30 protein-coding genes are annotated in these 25,894 nt (G+C 59.9%); 15 read left to right on the top strand and 15 right to left on the bottom strand.

The genetic code is table 11. The features are described from left to right. Nucleotides 1-64 precede the first annotated feature (64 nt). Nucleotides 65-946 carry a LysR family transcriptional regulator gene (locus C4J92_RS08305; protein ID WP_124403520.1) on the top strand — a complete coding sequence of 294 codons (882 nt, stop codon included), beginning with the start codon at nt 65-67 and terminating at the stop codon, nt 944-946. On the opposite strand, the gene C4J92_RS08300 is transcribed toward C4J92_RS08305, so the two are convergent. Continuing rightward, nucleotides 936-1,685 (bottom strand): sulfite exporter TauE/SafE family protein, encoded by a 750-nt coding sequence (locus C4J92_RS08300; protein WP_124403519.1) that lies wholly within the window; start codon nt 1,683-1,685, stop codon nt 936-938. The genes C4J92_RS08305 and C4J92_RS08300 overlap by 11 nt on opposite strands. Before the next feature lie 108 nt (nt 1,686-1,793). Between C4J92_RS08300 and C4J92_RS08295 the strand changes: the two genes are divergently transcribed. The 4 genes from C4J92_RS08295 (at nt 1,794) to C4J92_RS08275 (ending at nt 5,088) form a co-directional block, all read left to right on the top strand. Beyond that, nucleotides 1,794-2,744, top strand: a complete 951-nt coding sequence (locus C4J92_RS08295) for a LysR family transcriptional regulator (protein WP_124403518.1) — start codon at nt 1,794-1,796, stop codon at nt 2,742-2,744. Nucleotides 2,745-2,825: 81 nt separating this feature from the next. Continuing rightward, nucleotides 2,826-3,278 carry a MarR family winged helix-turn-helix transcriptional regulator gene (locus C4J92_RS08290; protein WP_124403517.1) on the top strand — a complete coding sequence of 151 codons (453 nt, stop codon included), beginning with the start codon at nt 2,826-2,828 and terminating at the stop codon, nt 3,276-3,278. A gap of 348 nt (nt 3,279-3,626) precedes the next feature. Continuing rightward, nucleotides 3,627-4,046 (top strand): organic hydroperoxide resistance protein, encoded by a 420-nt coding sequence (locus tag C4J92_RS08280; RefSeq protein ID WP_010176159.1) that lies wholly within the window; start codon nt 3,627-3,629, stop codon nt 4,044-4,046. A gap of 25 nt (nt 4,047-4,071) precedes the next feature. After that, a complete protein-coding gene (locus tag C4J92_RS08275; protein ID WP_124403515.1) occupies nt 4,072-5,088 on the top strand; it encodes an alpha/beta hydrolase in 1,017 nt (338 codons plus the stop codon). A gap of 65 nt (nt 5,089-5,153) precedes the next feature. Here the strand turns inward: C4J92_RS08275 and C4J92_RS08270 are convergent, their stop codons facing one another. Both C4J92_RS08270 and earP read right to left on the bottom strand, forming a co-directional pair. Then, complete coding sequence (locus C4J92_RS08270; protein ID WP_003172723.1) at nt 5,154-5,726, bottom strand: elongation factor P; 573 nt, start codon at nt 5,724-5,726, stop codon at nt 5,154-5,156. Between the two features lie 49 nt (nt 5,727-5,775). Continuing rightward, a complete protein-coding gene (earP, locus tag C4J92_RS08265; RefSeq protein ID WP_124403514.1) occupies nt 5,776-6,909 on the bottom strand; it encodes an elongation factor P maturation arginine rhamnosyltransferase EarP in 1,134 nt (377 codons plus the stop codon). A gap of 132 nt (nt 6,910-7,041) precedes the next feature. Here earP and C4J92_RS08260 point away from each other — a divergent pair, with 132 nt between their 5' ends. Together C4J92_RS08260 and C4J92_RS08255 are read left to right on the top strand one after the other, a co-directional pair. Continuing rightward, nucleotides 7,042-7,410 carry a hypothetical protein gene (locus C4J92_RS08260; RefSeq protein WP_124366375.1) on the top strand — a complete coding sequence of 123 codons (369 nt, stop codon included), beginning with the start codon at nt 7,042-7,044 and terminating at the stop codon, nt 7,408-7,410. A gap of 5 nt (nt 7,411-7,415) precedes the next feature. Further along, complete coding sequence (locus tag C4J92_RS08255) at nt 7,416-7,898, top strand: GreA/GreB family elongation factor (protein ID WP_124403513.1); 483 nt, start codon at nt 7,416-7,418, stop codon at nt 7,896-7,898. Between the two features lie 39 nt (nt 7,899-7,937). On the opposite strand, the gene cysB is transcribed toward C4J92_RS08255, so the two are convergent. The 5 genes from cysB to C4J92_RS08230 form a co-directional block, all read right to left on the bottom strand. Continuing rightward, nucleotides 7,938-8,912 carry an HTH-type transcriptional regulator CysB gene (cysB, locus tag C4J92_RS08250; RefSeq protein ID WP_124370121.1) on the bottom strand — a complete coding sequence of 325 codons (975 nt, stop codon included), beginning with the start codon at nt 8,910-8,912 and terminating at the stop codon, nt 7,938-7,940. 98 nt (nt 8,913-9,010) lie between these two features. Next, the gene (locus tag C4J92_RS08245; protein WP_124403512.1) at nt 9,011-9,517 is read right to left on the bottom strand and encodes a universal stress protein; all 507 of its coding nucleotides are present in this window, start codon (nt 9,515-9,517) and stop codon (nt 9,011-9,013) included. Nucleotides 9,518-9,582: 65 nt separating this feature from the next. After that, entirely contained in the window at nt 9,583-10,500 is a 918-nt protein-coding gene (locus C4J92_RS08240) for a 5'-nucleotidase (protein WP_124361901.1), read from the bottom strand. Nucleotides 10,501-10,515: 15 nt separating this feature from the next. After that, nucleotides 10,516-11,478, bottom strand: coding sequence for a putative 2-dehydropantoate 2-reductase (locus tag C4J92_RS08235; RefSeq protein WP_124403511.1), 963 nt, complete (start codon nt 11,476-11,478; stop codon nt 10,516-10,518). Next, nucleotides 11,475-11,861, bottom strand: coding sequence for a thioredoxin (locus tag C4J92_RS08230; RefSeq protein WP_124403510.1), 387 nt, complete (start codon nt 11,859-11,861; stop codon nt 11,475-11,477). Before C4J92_RS08230 ends, C4J92_RS08235 begins: the two co-directional genes overlap by 4 nt. Between C4J92_RS08230 and C4J92_RS08225 the strand changes: the two genes are divergently transcribed. Beyond that, a complete protein-coding gene (locus C4J92_RS08225) occupies nt 11,860-12,294 on the top strand; it encodes a PilZ domain-containing protein (RefSeq protein WP_124403509.1) in 435 nt (144 codons plus the stop codon). The two genes, C4J92_RS08230 and C4J92_RS08225, sit on opposite strands and share 2 nt — an antisense overlap. Before the next feature lie 131 nt (nt 12,295-12,425). After that, entirely contained in the window at nt 12,426-13,502 is a 1,077-nt protein-coding gene (locus tag C4J92_RS08220; protein ID WP_124361897.1) for a 3-deoxy-7-phosphoheptulonate synthase, read from the top strand. 62 nt (nt 13,503-13,564) lie between these two features. Here C4J92_RS08220 and C4J92_RS08215 read toward each other — a convergent pair whose 3' ends face one another. After that, nucleotides 13,565-13,846 carry a GNAT family N-acetyltransferase gene (locus C4J92_RS08215; protein ID WP_003233387.1) on the bottom strand — a complete coding sequence of 94 codons (282 nt, stop codon included), beginning with the start codon at nt 13,844-13,846 and terminating at the stop codon, nt 13,565-13,567. A gap of 612 nt (nt 13,847-14,458) precedes the next feature. Between C4J92_RS08215 and oprI the strand changes: the two genes are divergently transcribed. After that, nucleotides 14,459-14,710, top strand: a complete 252-nt coding sequence (gene oprI / locus C4J92_RS08210; protein WP_003172710.1) for an outer membrane lipoprotei OprI — start codon at nt 14,459-14,461, stop codon at nt 14,708-14,710. A 262-nt stretch (nt 14,711-14,972) separates the two neighbouring features. On the opposite strand, the gene C4J92_RS08205 is transcribed toward oprI, so the two are convergent. The 3 genes from C4J92_RS08205 to C4J92_RS08195 form a co-directional block, all read right to left on the bottom strand. Then, entirely contained in the window at nt 14,973-15,938 is a 966-nt protein-coding gene (locus C4J92_RS08205) for a L,D-transpeptidase family protein (protein WP_124370118.1), read from the bottom strand. 80 nt (nt 15,939-16,018) lie between these two features. Beyond that, nucleotides 16,019-16,312: a hypothetical protein gene (locus tag C4J92_RS08200; protein WP_057722836.1), complete on the bottom strand. Its 294-nt coding sequence runs from the start codon at nt 16,310-16,312 to the stop codon at nt 16,019-16,021. Nucleotides 16,313-16,370: 58 nt separating this feature from the next. Further along, a complete protein-coding gene (locus C4J92_RS08195; RefSeq protein WP_124366369.1) occupies nt 16,371-16,976 on the bottom strand; it encodes an arylesterase in 606 nt (201 codons plus the stop codon). Between the two features lie 10 nt (nt 16,977-16,986). Between C4J92_RS08195 and C4J92_RS08190 the strand changes: the two genes are divergently transcribed. Next, the gene (locus tag C4J92_RS08190; RefSeq protein ID WP_124403508.1) at nt 16,987-17,670 is read left to right on the top strand and encodes an ABC transporter ATP-binding protein; all 684 of its coding nucleotides are present in this window, start codon (nt 16,987-16,989) and stop codon (nt 17,668-17,670) included. Next, nucleotides 17,670-20,180 carry an ABC transporter permease gene (locus tag C4J92_RS08185; protein WP_124403507.1) on the top strand — a complete coding sequence of 837 codons (2,511 nt, stop codon included), beginning with the start codon at nt 17,670-17,672 and terminating at the stop codon, nt 20,178-20,180. Before C4J92_RS08190 ends, C4J92_RS08185 begins: the two co-directional genes overlap by 1 nt. Before the next feature lie 45 nt (nt 20,181-20,225). Here the strand turns inward: C4J92_RS08185 and greB are convergent, their stop codons facing one another. Together greB and C4J92_RS08175 are read right to left on the bottom strand one after the other, a co-directional pair. Then, on the bottom strand, nt 20,226-20,699 hold the full coding sequence (gene greB, locus C4J92_RS08180; protein WP_065892558.1) for a transcription elongation factor GreB: 474 nt from the start codon (nt 20,697-20,699) through the stop codon (nt 20,226-20,228). Nucleotides 20,700-20,824: 125 nt separating this feature from the next. Next, on the bottom strand, nt 20,825-21,838 hold the full coding sequence (locus C4J92_RS08175) for a hypothetical protein (RefSeq protein ID WP_124403506.1): 1,014 nt from the start codon (nt 21,836-21,838) through the stop codon (nt 20,825-20,827). 239 nt (nt 21,839-22,077) lie between these two features. Here C4J92_RS08175 and C4J92_RS08170 point away from each other — a divergent pair, with 239 nt between their 5' ends. The 3 genes from C4J92_RS08170 to C4J92_RS08160 are packed head-to-tail and all read left to right on the top strand — an operon-like array spanning nt 22,078 to nt 25,481. Then, entirely contained in the window at nt 22,078-23,004 is a 927-nt protein-coding gene (locus tag C4J92_RS08170; RefSeq protein WP_124403505.1) for an ABC transporter ATP-binding protein, read from the top strand. Further along, nucleotides 23,001-23,726 carry an ABC transporter permease gene (locus C4J92_RS08165; RefSeq protein ID WP_124403504.1) on the top strand — a complete coding sequence of 242 codons (726 nt, stop codon included), beginning with the start codon at nt 23,001-23,003 and terminating at the stop codon, nt 23,724-23,726. The genes C4J92_RS08170 and C4J92_RS08165 overlap by 4 nt, the downstream gene beginning before the upstream one ends. Nucleotides 23,727-23,741: 15 nt before the next feature. Then, nucleotides 23,742-25,481, top strand: coding sequence for a Gldg family protein (locus C4J92_RS08160; protein ID WP_124403503.1), 1,740 nt, complete (start codon nt 23,742-23,744; stop codon nt 25,479-25,481). Nucleotides 25,482-25,498: 17 nt separating this feature from the next. Here C4J92_RS08160 and C4J92_RS08155 read toward each other — a convergent pair whose 3' ends face one another. Further along, complete coding sequence (locus C4J92_RS08155) at nt 25,499-25,807, bottom strand: class I SAM-dependent methyltransferase (RefSeq protein ID WP_124366363.1); 309 nt, start codon at nt 25,805-25,807, stop codon at nt 25,499-25,501. Nucleotides 25,808-25,894 lie beyond the last annotated feature (87 nt).

Genomic DNA, 25,894 nt, shown 5'->3' with positions numbered 1-25,894 from the left:
GCCCTCCAGTGGGGATGACGCCAGTGTGTGCCTGGGCATATGATCAATCCAACGAATGTTTCTTATGAAACACATCTCGGAGATTGATCAATTGTCCACGTACCCCAGCATCGACACCGAAGTGCTGCGCACCTTCGTCGCCATCGCCGATCAGGGCGGTTTTACCCGGGCAGGCGAGCTGGTCAACCGCACCCAGTCGGCGGTGAGCATGCAGATGAAACGCCTGGAAGAAGACGTGCTGCAGCGCAAGCTGTTCGAACGCGATGGCCGTCAGGTGCGGCTGACCCCGGAGGGCCAAGTGTTGCTGGGTTATGCGCGGCGCATCCTGAAATTGCACAGCGAAGTTTTCAACACCCTGCGCGAGCCGCATATGGTGGGCCTGGTGCGCATCGGCACGCCGGACGATTACGTGATGCGCTTCCTGCCGGGCATCCTCAAGCAGTTTTCCAAGGCTTACCCGCTGATCCAGATCGAACTGCACTGCGAGTCGTCAATGGTGCTGATGCAGCGCCGGGACCTGGCACTGACCGTGATCAGCCGCGAGCCCGGCAATGATCTCGGTGAATTCCTGCGCACTGAGCGCATGGTGTGGGCCGCCTCGCCGTGTTTCTGCGTGGACGAGCATGACGCCATGCCGCTGGCGGTTTCCGGCGACGACTGCGTTTACACGCAGTGGGCGCGGGCGGCGCTGGATGCGGCCGGAAGGGATTATCGCCTGGCCTATCACAGCTCTAACGGCGCGGCGATCCTGGCAGTCGTCAGTGCCGGCCTGGCGGCGATGATCAGCATGGAAAGCCTGGTGCCCCCGGACCTGCGCGTACTCGGCAGCGACGAAGGCTTCCCACCCTTGCCGTCGATGCACCTGCGCTTGTTGCGCAATCCGCAGATGACGTCGCCCATCACCGAATGCCTGGCCGACTACATCCTCGAAGGCTTCAGACTTTAAAGGTCAGCATCACCGCGCATACCACCAGGAAGCCGCAGAACAGGCCACGCAATACGCGCTCGGGCAGCGCATGAGCAACTTTCACGCCCCAGCTGATACTGAGCAGTCCGCCCACCGCCAACGGCACGCCGATCAGCCAGTCCACCTGGTGGTGCCAGGCGTAGGTGACCAGCGTCACTCCGGTGCTGGGCAGCGCCAACGCAAGGGACAAGCCTTGGGCGACGACTTGGGTGGTGCCGAAAACGCTGGTCAGCACCGGCGTGGCAACCACCGCGCCACCCACGCCAAACAGCCCGCCCATGGCGCCCGACGCTGCGCCGAGTACCCCCAACCAGGGCCAGGAATAGCGCATGTGCGCGGTCGGCGGTGCGTTACGGGTGAACATGCGCAACAGGTTGTAGGCCGCCAGCACCACCAAAAACACGATAAACCCAATCCGCATCGCCCCGGCATCCAGGCCTACCGCCCAGATCGATCCAAGCCAGGCAAAGCTGAAGCCCATCACACCCAGCGGCAAGGCGTGGCGCAGCTCGATGCGGTTGCGCTGGTGATAGCGCCACAGGGCCAGCATCACGTTGGGTACTACCATGACCAGCGCAGTGCCTTGGGCGATCTGCTGGTCCAGGCCGAACAGCACCCCCAGCACGGGGATGGCAATCAGCCCGCCTCCAATGCCAAACAAGCCGCCCACTGTGCCAAGGGCTGCGCCCAATACCAGGTACATCGCTAAATCCAACACCGCTCGCTACTCCGTCATCCCAAGCCTTGCATGCTACGCAGTCGGCCCTGGCACGGAAACGCACAGCAACGCACAATGGTTGTGCCAACCTCGCATAAGCATGAGCCGATGAATCCCAATACCCTCACCGACCAACTGGGCCTGTTTCTCGATGTACTCGAAACCGGCAGCTTTTCCGCCGCTGCACGCCGCCATCCGCTGACCCCTTCGGCCGTGGCGCGGCGTATCGACAGCCTGGAAAACTCAGTCGGCAGCCGCCTGTTCCAGCGCAGCACCCATGCCGTGGTGCCCACCCCCGCCGGCCTGGCGTTTGCCGAGCGGGCGCGACGGATTGTGAGTGAATTGCAATTGGCGCGCGCCGAAGCAGTGTCGTTGAGCCATGCGCCGGAAGGCCTGATCCGCATGGATGCACCGGCGGCTTTCGGGCGACGACACCTGGCGCCGGTGATTGCAGATTTTTTGAAGGTGTACCCTGGGCTGGATGTGCACCTGCATTTGATCGACAGCTTTGTTGATATGCAGGGTGCGCATTTGGGCAAGGTCGACCTGGTACTGCGCGCCGGGCATATTGCCGACACCCGGCTGATCGCCACGCCGCTCGCCAGTATCGTGCGCATCGCCTGCGCCAGTCCGGGCTACCTGAAAAGCCGCGGTACGCCGACGCACCCGCAGGAACTGAGCGAACATGACGGCCTGGATTGGGACGGGTTGGCGCCGATGTTCGCCTGGCGCTTCGAACTGGACGGGCGCCGTGCCATCTACCGCCCTCGCCGTATCCGTATGAGTGCCAACAATGCCGAAGCTCTGCTCAGCGGCGCCCTGGCGGGGTTGGGTATTGCGCACCTGCCGACATGGCTGGCCAGCGAATACCTGGTGCGCGGTGAACTCTTGCCCCTGTTTTGTGAAAACGGCTTGCCCAGCCCGGAAACCACTGGCATTTACGCGCTACGCCTGGAACAACAACCCAATGCGCGCAGCCGATTGCTGCTGGAATACCTGAAGTCCCGTTTCAGCCCGGTGCCACCCTGGGATCTGGCGCTGCGAAGCACCATGGTCTGACCGTCCGGATAGAATTATCTGGTGCATTAAAGATTTGCCCGCTAGATTCCAGCCCATACAGGCTTTTTTCGAGGCACAGCCATGAGCAAGAATCCCACACCCTGCGAATCCTTGATGCTGGATAACCAGCTATGTTTCGCGTTGCATTCCACCTCGCTGCTGATGACCAAGGTCTACAAGCCTCTCCTCCAGGCGCTCGGCCTGACTTATCCGCAGTACCTGGCCATGATGGTGCTGTGGGAAGAAGATGGTTTGACCGTCGGTGAAATCAGCAATCGCCTGCTCACCGACCCCGGCTCCCTGACCCCACTGCTCAAGCGCCTTGAAGCCGAAGGCCTGTTGAGCCGCACCCGCAGCCGCGAAGACGAACGCGTGGTGGTAGTGGAGTTGACCGACGCCGGGCGGGCGCTGCAGGACCGGGCGATGGACATTCCCCAGTGCATCCTGGGGGCCAGCGGACTGGAACTGGCGCAGTTACGCAAGCTGCAGGCGGATTTGATTGCCCTGCGCAGCAACCTGCAGAACGCAATCTGAAGAAGCAAAAATACTGAACGCGGGAGGGGCAAGCCCCAATGCCAGTCAGTCAAGGGCGAACACTGTACCTGTGGCGAGGGAGCTTGCTCCCGCTGGGCCGCGAAGCGGCCCCCACAATGGGACTGCTGCGCAGTCCAGCGGGAGCAAGCTCCCTCGCCACAGGTTATTTTTTACCCTTCCTACTTCTTAACTGACTGGCATGAGGGCGAGCCCTTCCCACAGCGTTTTCCCATCGCCCGAGAAATATTTATAAATTTATCTTGCGCGCTAAACATTAGCGCTATACATTCATCTCACCAACTACTTAGCGCGCAAACATTTAGCGCTAACAACACAGAGGACGACACCATGCAAACGCTCTATACCGCAGTAGCCACCGCCACCGGCGGCCGTGATGGTCGCGCTGTCTCCAGCGACAACATCCTCGACGTCAAACTCTCCACCCCCAAGGAATTGGGCGGCGCTGGCGGCCAAGCCACCAACCCTGAACAGCTGTTCGCTGCCGGCTACTCGGCCTGCTTTATCGGCGCGCTGAAATTCGTCGCCAGCCAAACCAAACGCAAGATCCCGGATGACGCTTCGATCACCGCCCATGTGGGCATCGGCCAGATCCCTGGTGGCTTCGGCTTGGACATCGACCTGCACATCAGCCTGCCAGGACTGGCGCAAGACGATGCGCAAAGCCTGGTCGACGCCGCCCACCAAGTCTGCCCGTACTCCAACGCCACTCGCGGCAACGTTGATGTGCGCCTTCACGTAACCGTTTAACCACGCGCCCTGATCGGAGAAAACCATGAACACCTTTGCTAAAGCGCTCACCGGCAGCCTGCTTGCCCTGTCCATCAGCACCGCCTTCGCCGCTAGCGGTGATGTGGAGCACAGTACCCAGGGTTTCCTGGATGCGCTGAACGCCGGCACCGGCAAGCCCATCGAGCAATTGACGCCCCAACAGGCCCGTGCGGTGCTGACAGGTGCCCAGGCCGGGGTGAAGTTGAGCCTGCCCAAGGCAGACGTGAGCCAGAAGACCATTCAGGTCGACGGCCAGCCGCTGGACCTGACCATTGTGCGTCCAGCCGGGGCAAAGGGCACTTTGCCGGTGTTCATGTTCTTCCACGGCGGTGGTTGGGTGCTGGGGGATTACCCCACCCATGAACGCCTGGTGCGGGACCTGGTGGCGGGTTCGGGGGCAGTGGCGGTGTTCGTCAACTACACGCCGTCACCGGAAGCGCATTATCCCGTGGCGATCAACCAAGCATATGGCGCAACAAAATGGGTGGCCGAGCACGGAAAAGAGATCAACGTCGATGGCAAGCGCCTGGCAGTCGCGGGCAACAGCGTCGGCGGCAACATGGCAGCGGTGGTCAGCCTGATGGCCAAGGACAAGGGTACGCCGGCGATCAAGTTTCAACTGCTGCTGTGGCCGGTGACCGATGCCAACTTCGACACGGGCTCCTACAACCAGTACGCCGAAGGACACTTCCTGACCCGGAACATGATGAAATGGTTCTGGGACAATTACACCACCGACGCCAACCAGCGCGCCGAGATCTACGCATCGCCACTACGAGCCACCCCTGATCAACTCAAGGGGTTGCCACCTGCGATGGTGCAAACCGCTGGCGCCGATGTACTGCGTGACGAGGGTGAAGCCTACGCCCGCAAGCTGGATCAGGCCGGCGTGCCGGTGACTGCCGTACGCTACAACGGCATGATCCACGACTACGGTTTGCTGAACGTGGTCAGCCAGGTACCGGCGGTGCGCTCGGCATTGCTGCAAGCGTCGGACGAACTCAAGCAACACCTGAAGTAAACCCCGCAGGCACAAAAAAGCCCGACGCATGGTCGGGCTTTTCCGTTCGTAAGGCAGGGCCAGAATTACTTCTTGGCGCGACCTTTGTACGAACCACCTTCGCGGGTGTCGATCTCGATCAGGTCGTCGATTTCGATGAAATCGGCTACTTGCAGCTCGGTACCGTTACTCAGCTTGGCAGGCTTCATCACCTTGCCGGAAGTGTCACCGCGAGCGGAACCTTCGGTGTAGGCCACTTTACGCACGATGGTGGTCGGCAGCTCTACGGAAACCAGGCGCTCTTCGAAGAAGATCGCTTCGCAGACGTCTTCCATGCCTTCTTCGATGAACGGCAGAACGGCTTCGATATCTTCAGCGTTCAGCTCGTACATGGTGTAGTCGGTGGTGTCCATGAACGTGTAGGTGTCGCCGCTGATGAAGGACAGGGTCGCTTCCTTGCGGTCGAGGATCACGTCGTCCAGTTTGTCATCGGCGCTGTAGACGATCTCGGTCTTGTAACCGGTCAGCAGGTTCTTCAGCTTGGTCTTCATGATGGCGCTGTTACGACCAGACTTGGTGAACTCAGCTTTCTGAACCAGCCAAGGGTCGTTTTCGAGACGGATCACTGTACCGGGTTTCAGTTCTTTACCAGTTTTCATTGCATATATCCGAAATTTGGATGGGATTTACAAAAATCAAGGTGGCGTATCATATCCAACTTTCATAAAACTGTACCAGCGCCGTCGCAAGATCGGCCTGCAAGCCCTGTTCCAGACACCAGTCTTGCGCATGCTGGCTGAGTTCCGGCCAGTGCTCCAGCAGCATTTTCCAGGTTTGGGCCATATCGCCCTCGGTATTCCAGGCTTGCCAGAGTGCAACCAGCGCCGCCTTGGCCGCCGGCGACAATGCGGCGGTGTACAGCTCGAGGAACGCATCGAGCTTGTCCAGATGGATGTCTTCGTCCTGACGATAGATGTGCCACAGCAACGGGCGCCCGGCCCACTGGGCGCGCACGAACGAATCTTCGCCACGCACGGCATTGATGTCACAGCACCACAGCAATAGGTCGTACTGGGCCTGGCGCACGAACGGCAGCACTTGCACAGTCAAGGCCCCGCGCTGGTGAACAGCCCCTGCTGTCAACCCCTCCTCGCCCAGCCAGCGCTGCACGTCACCCAGGATGCGCCCTTCCGGCACCAACAGATGAGTGGCATGCCCGTCTGTCGACAACACGTCCAGCCAACTGCCGAGCCCGGCGTTTTCGTAGGCGAACAGCGAGATCAGGCGCGCATCGGCTAGCGGAAATACGCCCAGGCTTTGCAGGAATTGTCGCTGCGCATCGGCATCTTGCTGAAAAGCCTGACGCTGTTGCAGCAGCCCCGCCTCGCGCAACAGCCCGCCGGTGCCCGGACGAAAGCCCGGGAAAAAGAAGTACTTCTGCACCCCCTTGAACTTCACCGACGGCAGGCGGTGACAGCCCACCACCCAGTCCTCGGCGCTGAGGTAATCCAGGTTCATCCACAACGGCGTGCGTTCGCGTGCAGCCATGGCTTCCATGTAGTCAGGCGGCAGCTGGCAAGCGAACGCGGCAATCACCACATCGGCCGCAGGCGTCGTCGACCAGTCAAACGGCCAGTGACGCACATCCACACCCGCTTGCCATTGCTGCGCCAGGTTTACATCGATCTGTGGGCACATGCGCTCGAAGGCGCGCAGGTCATCGACCCACAGGCGCACATCGCACGCGTGCTCCGCGACCAATTGGCGGGCCAGGCGCCAGGTCACGCCGATGTCGCCGTAGTTATCGACGACGCTGCAAAAAATATCCCAGCGGGCTTTCATTCCGGGCTCCACGACTCAAAGGCTCGATTGTCCGCATAAATGCGCCGATGCAGAAGGCTTGATCGCGATTATTCTGCGCAGTGGCTGTGCGACAATCGCTGCCACGCCGTCAATGCCTGCCAGGAGGCCATCATGTCTGACCGTCCGCTGTCGCTGTTCAAGCTGTGTATCGCCATTGCCGCAGGCGTGTGGCTGGGGTTTATCGCCATCGCACTGACCAGCTGGCTGGCATCGCGCTACCTGTTCCCGCAAAGCCTCGCACCCGTGGCCCAGGCGGTGCAGCAACTGGGTAAGCCGACCGTGGTCGCGCCGGAGCCGCCGAACCGTATGTTCGAGCAGTACCAGCAGAACCTGCAAAAGCAGGAGCAGCAACAAGCCCTGGACCAGGCCCGAAGCAATGCGCGCAACCTGGCCAACCCCAAATGCCAGTTCTGGCTGCAACAGGATCAGAACGCTCCAAATGAAAAATCCAAAGCCAATGTCCTGCAATTCTGCGATTAGAGATCATGAATAAACACGCCGTCCTCCAACTGATCCTGGAAAAACTCTGCGCCGACCTCGACATCGCCCAGCGCGCCGCGCAGACCGCCTACGAGACGGCGACACACGAGGAGAACATCGCAGAAAACAAGTACGACACCTTGGGGCTGGAGGCTTCGTATCTGGCGGCCGGCCAGGCCAAGCGGGTCGAAGAGATCAAGCAGTCGCTGGCGCTGTGCCAGAACCTGCAGGTGCGTGCGTACGATGACCAACGCGGGATTGAAGTCGGTACGCTGCTGGGCCTGGAAGACGAGCACGGTCGCCAGCAATGGCTGTTCCTGGCGCCGGATGCTGCGGGGTTGAAGGTTGAAGTGGTCGGCCAGCCGGTAACCGTCATCACCCCGCGCTCGCCTTTGGGCAAAAGCCTGCTGGGCAAGCGTGTCGAGGATGAAGTAGATATTCTGGTGGCGGGCACCCGGCAACATTTCACGGTTACCGAGGCCAGATAAAGCGCGGTGGCGAGGGCGCTGGCGCCCTCGCCATAGGGATCAGTGAACCGGCAGTTCAACGCCGTCGAACAACTCTTCGAGTTCCTGCTTGTTGTGGCACTGGATCGCCTTGGCCATCACTTCGCGGGTCAGGTGCGGGGCGAATTTCTCGATGAAATCGCACATGAAACCGCGCAGGAAGGTGCCACGACGGAAGCCGATCTTGGTCACGCTGGACTCGAACAGCTCGCTGGCGTCGAGCACCACCAGGTCTTTATCGAGCTGGGTGTCGACCGCCATCTTGGCGACGATGCCCACGCCCAGGCCCAGGCGCACGTAAGTCTTGATCACGTCGGCGTCGGCTGCGGTGAACACCACTTTCGGCGTGAGGCCACGGTGGCTGAAGGCTTCGTCGAGCTTCGAACGACCAGTGAAACCAAACACGTAGGTGACGATGGGGTATTCCGCCAAGGCTTCCAGGGTCAGCTTCGACAACTTGGCCAGTGGGTGGCCCTGGGGCACGACCACGCAACGATTCCAGCGGTAGCACGGCATCATCACCAAATCACCGAACAGCTCCAGGGCTTCGGTGGCGATCGCGAAATCGACGGTGCCATCAGCGGCCATCTCGGCGATCTGCATCGGCGAGCCCTGGTGCATGTGCAACGCCACGTCCGGGTATTGCTTGATGAAATCACGGATCACCGGCGGCAAGGCGTAGCGTGCCTGGGTGTGGGTGGTGGCAATCGACAGGGTGCCCTTCTTCTCGTTGGAGAATTCCTGGGCGATCTGCTTGATGCTTTCGACTTTGCGCAGGATCTCACCGGCGGTGGTGATGATGCGCTCACCGGCCGGGGTGACGCGGGTCAGATGCTTGCCGCTGCGCGCGAACACTTCAACGCCAAGCTCGTCTTCGAGCAGGCGGATCTGCTTGCTGATACCAGGTTGCGACGTGTAAAGGCTTTGAGCGGTAGCGGAAACGTTGAGGTCGTGGTGCGCCACTTCCCAGATGTAGCGCAGTTGTTGAAGCTTCATATGAATCCCTCAAAGCAGATAGACGCCACGGGTATCAGCGACGGTATATAACTATATTAAAGGTAAGATATATAAATCTAGAACTTTTTATCGTTTTTTTACCGATCCATATCATCGCTGCGTCGACGTTGCAGCGACGGCACCAGGTAAACCGGCACGCTCGCCAACTGCAGCAACCGTGCGGCGGTACGCCCAAGCGGTGTCGCCGCCGCGCTGGCTTGGCTATGACTCCCTACGATCAACAGGTCCACGGAAAGTTTATGCAGTTGGTCGAGAATCACCTCGCAAGGATCGCCCTGGATCACCCGCACCGAACGAATCAACTCCAGGTCCTGCTCCCCGTCCCCCAACTCTTCGCGAAAGCTGTCGAGCACCCGCTGCTCGATCGTTGCCATGACCGTGCTCAGCCCCTGGCTCTGCCATTCGCTGAGCGCCTTTTCATCAAGGTAGCTCTGCAACACCGACTCTGCGAACAGCCCGATGGGCTCCACCACATGAATCACATACAAATCTGCCTTGAACGTTCGCGCCAACGCCAGGGCATGTTGCATGACGTACGGCGCATACAGGCCAAGATCCGTGGCGTACAGTATCGAACGAATCATAGAACCCCCTGGACTGCCAGGATGGCGGAGATTAAATCAGCTTAGCAGCGCCCAGGGGGTACGACTCAGCGCTCGCCCTGGATTTTCAACTCATTACTGATGCCGTGCGGCACATGCCCGGTGGCCACGACCTGCCTGGCTCTTTCGCAATGGCCGGCCTGGTCATCGAAGAACACATCGGCGGCGAAGGCTTCCAGGAACGCGGATTTATCCAGGCCACCCAGGAACAGCGATTCATCCAGGCGGATATCCCATTCGCGCAATGTCCGAATGACCCGCTCGTGGGACGGCGCCGAGCGCGCGGTGACCAGCGCCGTTCGAATCGGGCAGGCCTCATCGGCGAACTCACGCTGCAACAGATTGAGTGCCGCGAGGAAACCCTTGAACGGTCCACCATGCAAGGGCTGGCGCGCCGACTCGCGCTCGCTGGCCTGGAATGCTTCCAACCCGCCAGCCTGGTAGACGCGCTCGGACTCGTCGGAAAACAGCACCGCATCACCATCGAAGGCGATGCGCAATTCCTCGCTCGACGCCCGACGCGCACCACCGGACAAAATAGTCGCCGCGGCAAAACCGGCGTCGAGAGCACTGCGCACATCCTCGGCATGGGTCGACAGAAACAAATGGCAACCAAAGGCGGCCAGATACGGATAGGGACTACGCCCTCCGACGAAAGCGGCGCGGGAAATATCCAGACCGTAATGCTGGATTGAGTTGAACACTCGCAAGCCGGTATCGGCGCTGTTGCGTGACACCAAGACCACCTCGACACGGGCACGCCCGAGGCTGGCATTGAGGCTCAGCAGTTTCTTGACCAGCGGAAAGGCATCGCCGGGTTCGAGGATTTCCTCCTCGTGCTCGATCTGGTATTTGCGATAGGGCTCAACCCCTTCGGCGAGGTACACCGTGTGGCTCTCGCTCAAATCGAACAAGGCCCGCGATGAAATCGCCAGCACCAGTTTGTCGCTCAATCCTGTCGCCATGTGCTTGCCCCCGAATCAGCGAGTGTGCCGATCAATAAAACTCAAGGCCTGGTAAAGCGCCTGTATGCGCGGTAATTCGCAGCCGGCCGCTTTGGCGGCAGCCAGCGGTCGGGCGTAGATGGCCTCCAGTTCCAACGGGCGCTTGTGCGCGTGGTCGTGGTACATGCTGGGCAGGTAGTCATCCATGGTTTCGGTCATGGCGAACATCTGCTCGGCGTAACTTGCCGCAATGTCATGGCCGCAGGCGCCAGCGCCCTGTACCACTTCGGCCATCAGCGCTTGAATCAGCGCGCGGCTGGACTCATCCGCCATCATTGCGCGGGTCCCTGTGCCCAGCAAAACGGAGAGGCCGTTGAACGGCACATTCCACACCAGCTTGTGCCAGCGCGCCTGATGCACGCTGGCCATGGCCTGCGACTCGATGCCTGCTTGATGAAACAGAGCGGCTCCTTCTTCGACAATCGCTTGCTGGCGCGCTTGATCGTTGGCTGCCATGCCACTGTGATAGCCCAGATTGACCCGCCCCAGCGCTTGATGCTCGACCACGCCCGGCGCGGCGCGATGCACGCCGATGTAGCACAGGCCACCCAGCAAATGCAGCGACGACGGCAGGTGCTCGCGCAGGCTGTCTTCCACATCCAGTCCGTTTTGCAGCAGCACCACCTTGGCGTCCGGCGCCGCAACCTGGGCGATGGTCGGGGCCAGCTCGGGGTTGCCGGTGGATTTGGTACCCACCAGCAGCCAATCGCACGGCGGCATATCGGCAGGGCTGGCATACGCTTGCACCGGGTGCAGGTGCAGGTTGCCATGCACGCTACTGTTGACGCGCAGGCCATGCTCGCGGACCGCCGCGTATTCGCTGCGCAGCAGGAAATGCACATCGAACCCGGCACGCGCCAGCATCAGGCCGTAGAAACCGCCAATGGCACCGGTGCCAATGATGCCGATGCGTGGCGAAGGGTGTGCAAGTGCGGTCATGGCAAATCCTCTGGTGTGCGGGTGAGCGCCTGGTTTATCGCGTCGACAAGGTCGGGCGGTGTAAGACGCGTCTGTAATTGCCCAAGAAATTGACCCTCGCACACGAGGAACAACGCGGGCAAATGAAAGATCTGGTAACGTTCGACCGCGCCGCCGTTGTGCCCGGCGTCCACCCAGCACAGCCGGCCCACCGGCAAGCGCCAGCCCGGCAACTGCTGGCGCGCCCAGCGGCAACTGGAACAACCGACACTGGTAAACACGACCAGCGAACACCCTGGCAACCCCAGCAATTGCTGGTCGATATCCAGGTCGGTCAATTCCAGTTGTTTCACTATACTGCTGCCACTGCCGTCCATTGGACGGTGTTCGGAGTCCGTGTACATGGGTCGTTTTCTACCTCACCCTGATGATGTCGCTGTCGAGTTGATCCAACGTCCCTCTCCTGCCCTGCCCTCCCAACGCCTGCGCACTATCGGCCGTGGTGGCATTGCCTGCAACTGGCCGCGTGCCTGGCGCCCTGGCACGGCGGTCGACCTGCATATCCCCTCCCTGGGCGCCAGCGCCCGCTATCCAGGCTACGTCGCGTGGTGCCGCAAAGCGGAGGCCGGCTATCGCATCGGCATCTGTTTTGCCGACGAACATGCACTGTTCGGCGCACGAATGGGTGAGCAAGTGTGCCAGATCGAACGCTACTGCCGCCTGCACGACGCCGCCGAGGCCACGCCCCAGCAACTCGAAGCCCTGGCTCGCGACTGGGTATCGCGCCACGCCAATGAGTTCTCCCATGAGACGGTTGTGCAGCCAGTGCTGGATTAAAGCGGGCTTTGCCCATTGTCGCGGGCCCGTGTTACGCGCTAAGGTTCCTCCCCCCTGCATCCAAATCATGCTGTGCTCCGCCGCACGGGGATGGCTGGCGGCCGGCACCCGTGACCCTGACGAGTAACACGATGGCTGATTTACCGATCAATGACCTTAACGTTGAATCCAACGAGACCCTGATCACGCCCGATCAGCTCAAGCGCGAAATCCCCCTGAGCGACGCTGCCCTGCAGACCGTCACCAAGGGCCGCGAAGTCATCCGTGACATTCTCGACGGCACCGACCACCGCCTCTTCGTCGTGATCGGGCCTTGCTCGATCCACGACCTCAAGGCGGCCCACGAATACGCCGAACGCCTCAAGGTGCTGGCAGCGGAAGTGTCCGACACCTTGTACCTGGTGATGCGCGTGTATTTCGAGAAGCCGCGTACAACGGTTGGCTGGAAAGGCTTGATCAACGACCCGTACCTGGACGACTCGTTCAAGATCCAGGACGGCTTGCACATCGGTCGTCAACTGCTGCTGGACCTGGCGGAAATGGGCCTGCCCACCGCTACCGAAGCGCTGGACCCGATTTCCCCGCAGTACCTGCAGGACCTGATCAGCTGGTCGGCCATCGGCGCTCGCACCACCGAGTCCCAGACGCACCGCGAAATGGCGTCCGGCCTGTCCTCGGCCGTGGGCTTCAAGAACGGCACCGACGGCGGCCTGACGGTGGCGATCAACGCGCTGCAATCGGTCTCCAGCCCTCACCGCTTCCTGGGCATCAACCAGGAAGGCGGCGTGTCCATCGTCACGACCAAGGGCAACGCCTACGGTCACGTGGTACTGCGCGGCGGCAATGGCAAGCCCAACTATGACTCGGTCAGCGTCGCACTGTGCGAACAGGCGCTGAACAAGGCCGGGATCAAGCCCAACATCATGGTTGATTGCAGCCACGCCAACTCCAACAAGGACCCGGCCCTGCAGCCGCTGGTGATGGAAAACGTCGCCAACCAGATCCTCGAAGGCAACCAGTCGATCATCGGCTTGATGGTCGAGAGCCACCTGAACTGGGGTTGCCAGGCCATTCCTAAAGACCTGGCCGACTTGCAGTACGGCGTGTCGATCACCGATGCGTGCATCGACTGGGCCGCAACCGAGAACACCCTGCGCAGCATGCACGCCAAGCTCAAGGACGTATTGCCCAATCGCAAACGCACCTGAAGCTGAATCAGGCACACACAAAAACGCCGGGCTAAACCCGGCGTTTTTTTATGGCTGCCCGTTCAGAGCTTAGCGGCATGGCGCTGGTGGCGCTCCATGTAGCGTTCCACATAAGAGCAGGACGGGATGACCGTGTAGCCTGACTCTTCGGCGAACTTCAACGCTTCTTCAGTCAACGCGGCCGCAATGCCACGCCCACGCAACGCGTTGGGCACAAACGTACGATAGATATCCAGGGTCTGTTTCCCGAGGTCCATGTAGGTCAGATAGGCACGATGACCGTCCACATTGGTCTCGAACTGATGACCAGCCTGGTCATGGTGGATGGACAACGCCTCGCTCATCACTACTCCTCGCGGGTCTTGAATATTGACCCTACCTTACCGATGTTTTTCCGGCGAAGGAACATCTACGCCACCCCGTGCCGGTTTCGACAACGAGAAAACCCTGAGCGCTCACACCTGCACGTAGGGAATAGTAGGCACCAATCCAGCAATTGCTCAAGGCACACTCGTCATCCCCTGCCACAGGTGCAATATTAGAAAGGGCCTCGATCACCCGGTGATCGAACGCCTGAACATTGCCGGCAGTTGAAGCGTGAGACGAACTGGCGTCGTTAAAGTCACCTCTAGATGAGCGAAAGATGCCCGGTGCGAGACAACCCACCGCAACGAAAGTGCCGGCTTGGATATATAAAATTTCATCTATTTACACCGCTCGACGCATGCGGGCCGGCCCTTTCAGCCTGGATCCAATCTTCGGCAGAATGAAAAAATCTGGCGGGTTTTTATACAAACCTTCAAAAGATTAGCCAAAATAGATTCGGTGCAAGAATTTTTTTTGCTTCTTGCGCTACGTCAGTTTACTTACTACAAGTAATGGGTAGTATGTACGCCGGCTATTAGCTCACTCTGAGACAGTAGCCATCTAATAGAAAGTCCTTGAAGGGGAACACGATGAACAACGTTCTGAAATTCTCTGCTCTGGCTCTGGCCGCAGTTCTGGCTACCGGTTGCAGCAGCGTCTCCAAAGAAACCGAAGCTCGTCTGACTGCAACGGAAGACGCAGCAGCTCGCTCCCAGGCTCGTGCAGACGAAGCCTACCGTAAAGCTGATGAAGCGCTGGCTGCTGCTCAAAAAGCACAACAGACTGCTGACGAAGCTAACGAGCGCGCTCTGCGCATGCTTGAAAAAGCAAGCCGCAAGTAATAATCCCTCGGGGTTGTTATCAAGCCGATCCATTTATGGGTCGGCTTTTTTTTGCCTGAAATCCGCTGCGCCAGGCAGCAGGAGCGGGCTTGGGGTAATGCCGGTCAGTAAAGCGAAAGAGGGTCACTGTAGGAGCGAGCTTGCTCGCGAAAAACGTCTAGGCAACACGTTCATTCTGGATAAACGCGGTGGCCCTGAGTTCTTCGCGAGCAAGCTCGCTCCTACAAAAGCCTTAACTGACTGGCATTAGGGCTTGGGGCGTCTATTGAAAATCAACTGGCGCGCTGGACGCGACAGGCGCGACGCCAGGCACACCGATTTCTGTCGGCAAACCATCCTCCGCCGCCACCACATCACGCACCTGATCCCAATTCACCCGCAGGCTATTGGCCAGGTCTTCACGCTTGAGCAAGGCATTGATCACCGCCGTGTGCTTGTCGACCACTGACGGCGTGCCATCGTCGTTCAACGGCGTATGGGCTTCCAGGTAGACCTTGCCGCCGGCGCTGCCGAACTTATAGGCGTCGTTGATGATGCGTACCGAGGTGCCGACCGGCACCATGCTGGCCATTTCCAACACGTTGTTGTTGAACATACGGAAGCAACCGTGGCTGGTACGCGTGCCGATACCAAATTTCATGTTGGAGCCATGAATCAGATAACCCGGCGTGCCCAGGGTGAACTTGAACGGGCCCAACGGGTTGTCGGGGCCGGCAGGCACCACGTTGGGCAGCGGGTCACCGTTGGCGGCGTGTTCGGCCTTGATCGAGGCAGGCGGTGTCCAGGTGGGGTTCGGCGTCTTCGCGATGATGCTGGTATGGGCAATGGGCGAGCCCCAGCCTTCACGACCAATCCCCAACGGAAAGGTGTAGACCACGTTCTGGCCCTTGGGGTAGTAGTAGAGCCGATACTCCGCAAGGTTGATCACAATGCCTTCGCGCGGGCCCGGCGGCAGGATGAAACGCGTCGGCAGCACGATGTCCGTTCCCGCGCCTGGCAGCCAGGCATCGACGCCCGGGTTGGCCGCGACCATTTCCGAATACCCCAGGTCATACGTGGTGCCCAGGTCGGCAAACGTATCTTCGTATTTGGCCTTGATCACCTGGACCTGGCCGACGATGTCCTCACCAGGGGGCGGCAACGGCAACTGCAAGGCTTGCGCCGCGCCGGCCGCACAGAGCGCAGCAAGAGACAGGCAGCAGGTAACGACGGAGAGGCGCGACAACATCCGGAAAATCCTTCGCAGACGACGGTAGGAAAAAACTGATTGTATACGTGAAGCGAGCGCCTGGCATCAAGCCGACCGCGCTAGAGCTCGAAGCGCAGCTCTGGCCAGATCGGCGGTGTACCGCGCTTTTGCGACTCGAGAATCGCCCTGCACAACGGGCACAGCCGCTGGTCCTGGAAGATCGAACGATCCACCGAGGACCAGAGCGGTTGCGCCGGCAATAAGGTGCCGCAGAGCGTGCGATCAATCGAGCCGCCCAACTCCAGTTGACGCGCCACCAGATGCACCCGGACTTCCTGGCAGGCGAACAGATCCAGCTGTTCGTCCGGCTCGATCAGTTGGTAATTAAACAGGGACCAGGCAGGACGCGACATCAGGGGCTCCAAATCGGGGGGGCGCCACCTTAGCCGAAAGCCTGCCGGTAGAAAAGCGTCATAACAGCGGTTTTAGCGTTGGCCAGACATTTTCCAGCAACTTGCCCTGGGCCGGGACTGCCGGGTGCAGGCCGTCCGCTTGCATCAGGTCGGGATGACCGCCCACCCCCTCCAGGAAAAACGGTACCAGCGGCACCTTTTTTTCCTCTGCTACCTCGCCGAATACCTTGGCGAACGCTTCGACGTAACGCTTGCCATAGTTGGGAGGAATCTGCATGCCCAGCAGCAGCACCTTGGCACCGCTGTCCTGGGACGCCTGAATCATCGAAGCAAGATTTTGTTTCAATTGCGCCGGTGGCTGACCACGCAGCCCATCGTTGCCGCCCAATTCGATCACCACCACATCCGGTTTATGCGCTGCAAGCGCCGCAGGCAACCGCGCGAGGCCTCCGGCACTGGTGTCGCCACTGATCGAAGCATTCACCACTTTATCGTCAAAACCCTCCTGCTTGAGCCGTTGCTCCAGCAGGGCAACCCACCCTTTGCGGGTATCCAGGCCGAAACCGGCACTGATACTATCGCCAACGATCAGGACTGTACCCGCCGCTGCGTTCTGGGCCATGCACATCAAGGCCAGGCCAGCACTCAAAAACCACATTCGCATCGGATTCTCCATGGGCGCAAGCATTCTCACCGCGCGAAACCTCAGCAAAGTGGTTCCCAGCGCGGAAGGTGAACTGACTATCCTGCACGAACTGAGCCTGGAACTGAACAAGGGCGATAGCCTGGCTATCGTCGGCAGCTCCGGTTCCGGCAAATCCACCCTCCTCGGCCTGCTGGCCGGCCTTGACCTGCCCAGCAGGGGTGAAGTCACCCTGGCGGGCCAAGCGTTGAGCAGCCTGGACGAAGACCAGCGCGCGCGGATCCGTGCCGAACACGTGGGCTTCGTGTTCCAGTCCTTTCAGTTGCTCGACAGCCTCAATGCACTGGAAAACGTCATGCTGCCACTGGAGCTCGACGGCCGCAAAGATGCCCGCGAGCGCGCCACGCACCTGCTGGAGCGCGTCGGCCTTGGCAAGCGCCTGACCCATTCGCCGCGCCAGCTGTCCGGCGGCGAGCAGCAACGTGTGGCGATTGCTCGCGCGTTTGCCGCCGAGCCGGACGTACTGTTTGCCGACGAGCCCACCGGCAACCTCGACAGCCACACCGGCGAGCGCATCAGCGACCTGCTGTTCGAACTCAATAAAGAGAGCGGCACGACCTTGGTACTGGTCACCCATGACGAGCGCCTGGCCCATCGTTGCCGACGCCTGATCCGCCTTGAAGCCGGCCTGATGGTCGCGCCCCTGGAGCCTTGATGGCACGCCTGCCGTTGTTACGTCTGTTCAGCCTTGCCATGCGCCAATTACTGCGCGATGCCCGCGCCGGTGAACTGCGTGTATTGTTCTTCGCCCTGCTGGTGGCCGTGTCCGCCAGCACCGCTATCGGCTATTTCGGCGCACGTCTCAACGGCGCCATGCTGTTGCGCGCCACCGAGTTCCTGGGCGCGGACCTGATACTCGAAGGCAGCTCGCCGGCCCGCCCCGAGCAGGTCAGGTCCGGCACCGAACTGGGCCTGGATCATGCGCGCATCGTCGAATTTTCCAGCGTTATCGCTGCGGACAACGGCATCCAGCTCTCCAGTATCAAGGCGGTCAACGAGCAGTATCCGCTACGTGGCGAACTCAAAAGTACGGGTGAGCCCTTTGGCGCCGAAACCCCAGGCGGCGGCCCCAAACCCGGTGAAGCCTGGGTGGAGGCGCGGCTGCTGACAGCGCTGGACCTGAAGGTCGGCGACAGCATCGACGTGGGCATGAAGACCCTGCGCCTGGCACGCATACTGACGTACGAGCCCGACCGCGCCGGCAATTTCTACAGCCTCACGCCCAGGGTAATGATCAACCTGGCGGACCTGGACGCCACCGGCGTAGTCCAGCCTGGCAGCCGCGTGAGCTATCGCGAACTGTGGCGCGCACCGCCCGGCAGCACGGCGCTGCAAACCTATCGCGACCTGGTCAAGCCGGGCCTCGCGGCCAACCAGCGCCTGCAGGACTCGCGCGATGGTAACCAGCAGATCGGCGGTGCCCTGGGCAAGGCCGAGCGTTACCTGAATATGGCCAGCCTGGTGGCGGTGTTACTGGCCGGCGTGGCCGTGGCGCTGTCGGCCAACCGCTTTGCCAGCCGCCGCTTCGACGCCAGCGCCCTGCTGCGCTGCCTGGGCTTGTCACGACGCGAAACCATGCTGCTGTTCAGCCTGCAACTGAGCGTACTGGGCCTGTTGGCGAGCCTGGCCGGCGCCCTCCTCGGCTGGCTCGCGCAATTTGGTCTGTTCTACTTCCTGCACGACCTGTTGCCCGCAGACGTGCCACCCGGCGGGCTGCTACCGGCCGTTGCAGGGATCGGCACCGGGCTGGTCGCCCTCGCCGGCTTCGCCCTGCCGCCCCTGGCCGCACTGGGCCGGGTGCCGCCACTGCGGGTACTGCGTCGCGACCTGCTGCCTATCCCCTCGAGCACCTGGATGGTTTATGGGGCGGCGCTCTTCGCCCTGGGCCTGATCATGTGGCGCCTGAGCCTCGACCTGGTGTTGACCTTCGCGTTATTGGGCGGCGGCGTGGTAGCCGCACTGATCCTCGTCGGGTTGTTGCTGCTGTTATTGCAAAGCCTGCGCCGGTTACTTGCGCGCGCCTCCTTGCCGTGGCGACTGGGCCTGGGCCAATTGCTGCGCCATCCACTGGCCGCCGCCGGCCAGTCCCTGGCGTTTGGCTTGATCCTGTTGTCCATGGGGTTGATCGCCCTGCTACGCGGTGAACTGCTCGACACCTGGCAGAACCAATTGCCCAAGGATGCGCCCAACTACTTCGCGCTCAATATCCTGCCAGCCGACAAAGACGCCTTTGGCGCCCGCCTTCTGGAAGTCCAGGCGCAATCGGCACCGCTCTATCCCGTCGTGCCCGGTCGGCTGATCAGCATCAACGGCGAACCCGTACAAGAGATTGTCAGCAAGGATTCCAGCGGTGATCGCGCTGTGCAACGGGACCTGAGCCTGACCTGGGCGGCCGACTTGCCCCCAGGTAACGTACTGACGGCGGGTGCCTGGTGGACCGCGCAACCGGGCGATGACATTCCCGGGGTGTCGGTGGAAGCCAAGGTGGCTGAAAGCCTGAAACTCAAGCTCAACGACCATCTGGTATTCACCATCGGCGGGGAGAATCGCGAGGCCCGGGTCACCAGCCTGCGAACCATCAACTGGGACAACTTCCAGCCCAACTTCTTCATGATCTTCCAACCGGGCACCTTGAAGGATTTGCCGACCACCTACCTGACCAGCTTCTACCTGGCGCCTGGGCATGACCAACAGATCGTCGACCTGTCCCGAGCCTTTCCGGCCGTCACTATCCTGCAGGTCGAGGCCCTGCTGGAACAGCTGCGCAGCATCCTCGCCCAGGTGACCCTGGCGGTGGAATACGTGCTGCTGTTCGTGCTCGCCGCGGGCATGGCCGTGCTGTTTTCCGGTTTGCAGGCCACCCTGGACGAGCGAATCCGCCAGGGTGCGCTGTTGCGTGCACTGGGGGCCGAGCGCAGGCTGCTGATCAAGGCCCGGCGCATCGAGTTCGGCCTGCTGGGGGCGGTCAGTGGTTTGCTGGCGGCACTGGGCACGGAACTGGTGACCTGGGTGCTGTACCGCTATGCCTTCGATCTGGCCTGGCACCCTCACCCCTGGCTGTTGCTGCTGCCGGTGATCGGTGCGGTGCTGATCGGTGGCGCCGGGGTGTTCGGTACACGCCGTGCGTTGAACGCCAGCCCGCTGACGGTGCTGCGCGAGGGCTGAAACACGAATGGCGATTGCTCCACTCGGAGCAAGCGCCATTCGTTGCTATTTCACATATTCAATCCGGGTAATCCACCAGCACACCTCACCGCCGGGGGTCTGCACGATGGCTTCATCGTCCACCTCCTTGCGCAGCAGCGCACGCGCCATGGGAGAGTCGATAGAGATGTAATCCATTCGGTCGTAGATCTCGTCATACCCCACAATGCGAAAACGCTTGGTCTCGCCCTGCTCGTTCTCGACATCGACCCACGCCCCAAAAAACACCTTGCCCTCCTGCTCGGGCATGTATTCCACCACGCGCATATCTTCGAGGCGTTTGCGCAGGTAGCGCACCCGCCGATCGATCTCACGCAACAGCTTCTTGTTGTACTGGTAATCCGCGTTTTCGCTGCGATCTCCCAGAGAAGCCGCCCACGTCACCTTGCGCGTCGTGTCCGGGCGCTTCTCACGCCAAAGGTAGTCCAGCTCCTTTTTCAGCGCTTCATGGCCTTCTTTGGTAATCAGCTTGGTACTCAAACGCGCACATCCCCAGGCAATGTCCATTAGTGTCGACAGGCCACGGCATCATACCCTGGCGTCGGCTGGCGGGGAGCGATGATAAATCAACGGCGCAAAGTTTCCAGATCGACAGGCTCATCGACTCAGCCCTGCCCATCGAGTACCTGGTCCAGTTCAACGAGCGTGCCTTGCAGGCGCTGTCGCATCAGCGATAGCTGCGACATCATCAGCACCATTTTTTCGGTCTTTTGACTCACCTCCAGTTCTTGCTCCTGCAGTCGCGAATGGCGTTGGTCCAACGCCTGACTTTTTTCATCCTGCTGGGTCTGCTGTTGTTGCAGTCGAGTCTGCCACTGTTCAAGCATCTCTTCGCGTTCGGTAACGGCCTGTTTTTTCTGCGTCAATTCCTGGGCAACCCTTGCGAGATTGCTCAGCGTACTGTCTATCTCGAGCATGGAGGTATGTTCTCTAGGAGAGAGGGAGGACGACGGGGTTTCGAGGTGTTCTGCCTGAACGGACTGCGCTCGGGGTTCGGCTGGCACCTGCGGCACCTCCGGCACCTCGGGTTCCGTGACCTGTGAATGAGGTGGCTCTTCAACGAGGGCTTCTTCCACAGGCGGCGGGGCGGACTTGGGCTGGCTCTTGCCTCGGGGCGGTGCAACCATTTGCGATGAAAAGCGAATGGAAGGCACGATGACTGCGCTGCTTTCGATCGCAGGCGCAGCAGGGGCGGACATGCCCAATGTAATCACCTTCATCACCAGCGCTTTCTTGACGATCACCGAGTGATGGTCCTCGGGCCTGGCAGGCGGCAACCTGCAGCCTTTCAGGTCAATGAAATGAAACGGAACCTGAGATTCGCTGAGGGCGCTGTCCTTATTGCCCGATGCCGCCGCCATCATCAGGATTTGCTTGAAGACTTGCATCGCTACTTGCAAATCCTCTTTGGACTCGACGCCGCCAAGGAAATACCGCTCGAGTTTTTTGCGCAAGGCCGCGATATACACCCTGGAATGACCAGGCTCGGCTTCTTCATCAAGGCTATACACCAGGAAGTTGGAAGCAGTCTGTTCGACAGCGAACCCACACAGCAGTGCGCCGTTGACCGGGGCATTCTCGCCGCTGCGCTCAAGAACAAGGGTACGTAGAAGCATCATGGCAGTCAGGCCTCATTATAAAAAGAAAACCTTATATAAATATCAGACAAATATCCGACCATTATTAAGTACTCAACACACAACAATTGTTTCAGTACGTAATCAACTCAAACGTAGGACTTTACTTATTAAGTGCACCCAGCGTTCCCAAGCACGGGTATTGAACGTAGTCTTTTTAAGGCACCGCCACACACTAACAAAACTTTCTTCAGGCACCGCCCAATAGATTCGGTAATCCTATGATCGAGGTCAGCAACCTGACAAAGCACCTGGGCAAAAAAAGCGTGATCAGCGACTTTTCGTTCTGTGCCCAACGCAAGGAATGCGTGGGTTTGCTGGGCGAGCATGGCGCCGGTAAAACAACATTGCTGAATTTGCTTTCCGGCATGATCAAGCCCACCAGTGGGCATATCAGTATTCAGGGTTTCAGTACCCAGACCGATTCAGTTCTCGCCAGGCAAGCCGTTGGCTACCAGCCTCAAGGGGGAATCACCCATCACACGCTGTCGGTCAAAAGCATCCTCAACTTCGTTGCCGCCGCTCGAGGGTTCAGCGGTGCCGAAAAACGCAGGCACGTGGACCGGGTCGCCACACGACTGGAGCTACTTCCTGTACTCAACTGCCCCATCGATGTGCTCAGCCAGGACTTGAAGCGCAGAGTCGCGATTGCGCAAGCCATTATGCATTCCCCCAGCGTGCTCCTGCTGGACGAGCCCATGGAAGGGATGAACGCCGAGCAACGGCTCAAATTCAGGGCGCTTGTTCAGTCCCTTAACGAGGAAATGAGCGTCATCATTGCCTCCCGCCATTACGACTGGCTGTCCGACATCTGCACCCGCGCCCTGGTCATCGCAAACGGGCGATTGATTATCGACGCCTCGCTGGAGGATTTGCAGCGCAGTTCCCGGCACTTCCAGGCGGTGACACTCGCAGCGGATCCGCCCCTGGATTTACTCGCGCTTGCGGTATTACCAGGGGTTGCAGGCATCGAAGAAGACCGTCTGAACCCAGGCAAAGTGACGGTTCTGGCCATGCCCGGGCACGCCATCTTCCCCGCCATCAATTCACTCATTACCCATCGCGGCTGGAACATAACGTCACTGCATCTGGAGCCAGGTCGCTTGAACGATGTCGTTCACCCTCTGAGCCACGAGGTATCGCCTTGAAACTGCTGCCCCTCATTTTCAAACGCCAACTCGCCAGTTATGCCAGCACCCCCATCACTTACCTGAGCGTGGCGTTTTTCCTGGTGCTATGTGCGGCGCTGGGATTGCACACCTACCGCTGGATGGAGCGAGACAGCAGCGACTTGCAGGCTTTTTTCGAGCTGCACCCCTGGCTCTATCTGCTACTGATACCCACCTTATCCATGCACATGTGGTCTGATGAACACAGCGCCGGATTTTCCAACATGATCAAAACCCTGCCCGTCACCTCAGCAGAACGGGTGATCGGAAAATTTCTGGCAGCCTGGGCTGTATGCAGTGCTGCGCTGTTGTTGAATTTTCCTATAGTGATCGCCGCCCATTATCTTGGAACGCCTGATAACGGGGTAATCGCATCACAATTTCTGGCAAGCTGGCTGCTGGCAGGAAGTTATCTAGCTGCCGGTTGTTTTATCTGTGTACTCACGCACCAGCGCCTTGTAATTTTCCTATTGACGACGGGCTTGCTGCTGACCATCAGCGGGCTTTCTTCAATCCTGGATGCACTTGAACATCAGGCACCGATCTGGATAGTTGATAGCGTGATGAGGCTTGACCCGATTTCCCGCTTCAGCTCAATGGACAACGGCAAAATAACACTTCATGACTGTTTATATTTTGTCAGCATGATCCTTGCTTTTCTCTCTGCATCCATTGTCACACTCAACTATAAAAACAGCTGAGAAGGAAAGTCGCTGATGCGATCCGCTCTTCGTACGGGTATGACATTGATCGTCATATCGTTACTGTTCCTGGCATTCAATCTGGTCTGGATAAACAAACTACCCGATATTCGCTGGGACTTTTCACAACAGAAAATTCACACCTTATCGCCATCCACGCGGCAACTGCTCGCAACACTTGATAGCCCGCTGGACTTGTATTATTTCAACTCGCTTACTGCACCGAAGAAAAGCCGCATTATGAAACGCTTCGGCCAACGAGTAGAAGACGTGCTTCAGGAATTCGAAGCAGCCGCCGAGGGCATGATCAATTTGCACGTTATTGACCCCACTCCTTTTTCAGAAGACGCCTACAAAGCCAGCTTATTCGGCCTGGATGACACACAGGGATACCTCGGCCTTATAGGCACGCGTGCCGGCCAGGGCACGCAACGTATCGAAGCGTTCAACCCCGACGACGAGCCGTTGCTCGAGTATCAAATCAGCCAGCTGATCCATAAATTGATGCACCCCCAGCGTCCCAGCGTCGGCCTCCTGTCCGGGTTGCCGTTGGATGAGTCCGCCGGGCACCTTTTGGAGCAAATGCGCGAGCATTTCAACTTGGTGGAGTTGGCAGCGAACATCACTCAGGTACCTCCATCAATAGGTAGCTTGATGGTGGTGCAGCCAAGGGCGTTAGCCGAACAAACGCTTTACGCCATCGAACAATTTGCCTTAAGCGGCGGCAAGCTGATGGTTTTCATCGACCCGGTGAGCGAGATGGGGGCTGAAACCTTAGCGGTAGACTCCGAGCTGGATGGCCTGTTGACCACATGGGGCATACGGATGCCCGCGAACAAGCTGTTGGTTGACAGTCTTTACGCCTCCTCGGCCTCGCTCGGGCCAGGCTTGCCTACCGTATTGCACCCAGCCAGGTTGAAACTGCCACGCCTGGCAATGACCGCGCACGACGTCAGCACCTGGAAACTCGACAGGCTGAGCGTATCAAGCAGTGGCGCACTCTTGCGCACTCGAAAAAGCCGGATGACGTTCACCCCGCTGCTGCAAAGCTCCCGGCAGTCTGCGCTGCTGGACGCCGGGCGTTTCGCTTCAGCGACGGCGTTCGATTCACTCATCGACGAAGCTTCCACCTCGGGTCAGCGCCATGTGATCGCCGCTCGCCTGGAGGGGCCGGCCTACTCGGCATTTCCTGACGGTCTCAGGGGGCAACCGCCAGGCTTACAAAAGGCTGCCCGAATCGAGGTGGTGGTAGTTGCCGATACCGATTTACTCGCGGACGCTGTCAGCCAGACAACGGCCAACAGCAACGTGCAGTTCGTATTGAATACCCTGGATAATCTGGCGGCTCCCGCAGAACTGGCGAATATTCGTCCGCGCCTCACTTCGCATTCACTCAGTACCCTGGAACCCATGCGCGAAGCCGCCGCACAGACCTATCGGGAAACGGCCGCAGAACTGGAACGTCGCCTTGAGCGCACCGAGCAAGCGTGGCAGCGGTTGAATCCACAGCCCACACACTTGGGCACCCAGGCCGTGGACACCAATACCCAATTGCAAGCGCTCAACAAAGAGCGCCTGCGCCTGCCCATGGAACTCCATGCCCTCAAGACTCAGGCGTACGCGCCGCTGCACCGCTTCGAGCGGAACCTAAAGCTGCTGCTGATCGTAACGGTACCGCTGGTTTTATGCCTGATCGCCTGGGTACGTTATCGCTGGCTGTGTCGACGCCGATGGCCGCCCGCGGGCTTCAGCTGAACATTTGGGATTGGTAATCAGCGACGGGCAATCAGCCCTTGCCGGGCAATCCGCGTCAGTTGGCGGATCACTTCTTCGGCGTTGTCCGCACTCGGCGCCTGGATCACCGCGAGGTCAAAGCTGTTACTGGCAAAACGGGCCAGGGAGTCGCCATCTTCCACGAACTGGATCAAGAACGCCGAAGGCCGCCCGGTGCGACGTGGCCAGCCGTCCAGGTAACGCAGCAGCGTCGGCTGGTGCTTGCCGCCCAGGAGGATTTTCGGGTTGCGTTGAGTCAGGTCCGCAGTGATCGGGGCCAGGCGTATCAGGGGGCGTAGTGCATTCATCGTGTCGTGTCTCTGCCTCAAAAGTCTGCGGGCAGGTGAGAGGCAACACCGAACCAGCGCTTTAGCGGTATTTCGACCCGTGCCTCC

This window comes from Pseudomonas sp. R3-18-08, from assembly GCF_003852065.1.
Classification (GTDB): Bacteria; Pseudomonadota; Gammaproteobacteria; order Pseudomonadales; family Pseudomonadaceae; genus Aquipseudomonas.
This window is presented reverse-complemented; position numbering and strand designations above follow the sequence as displayed.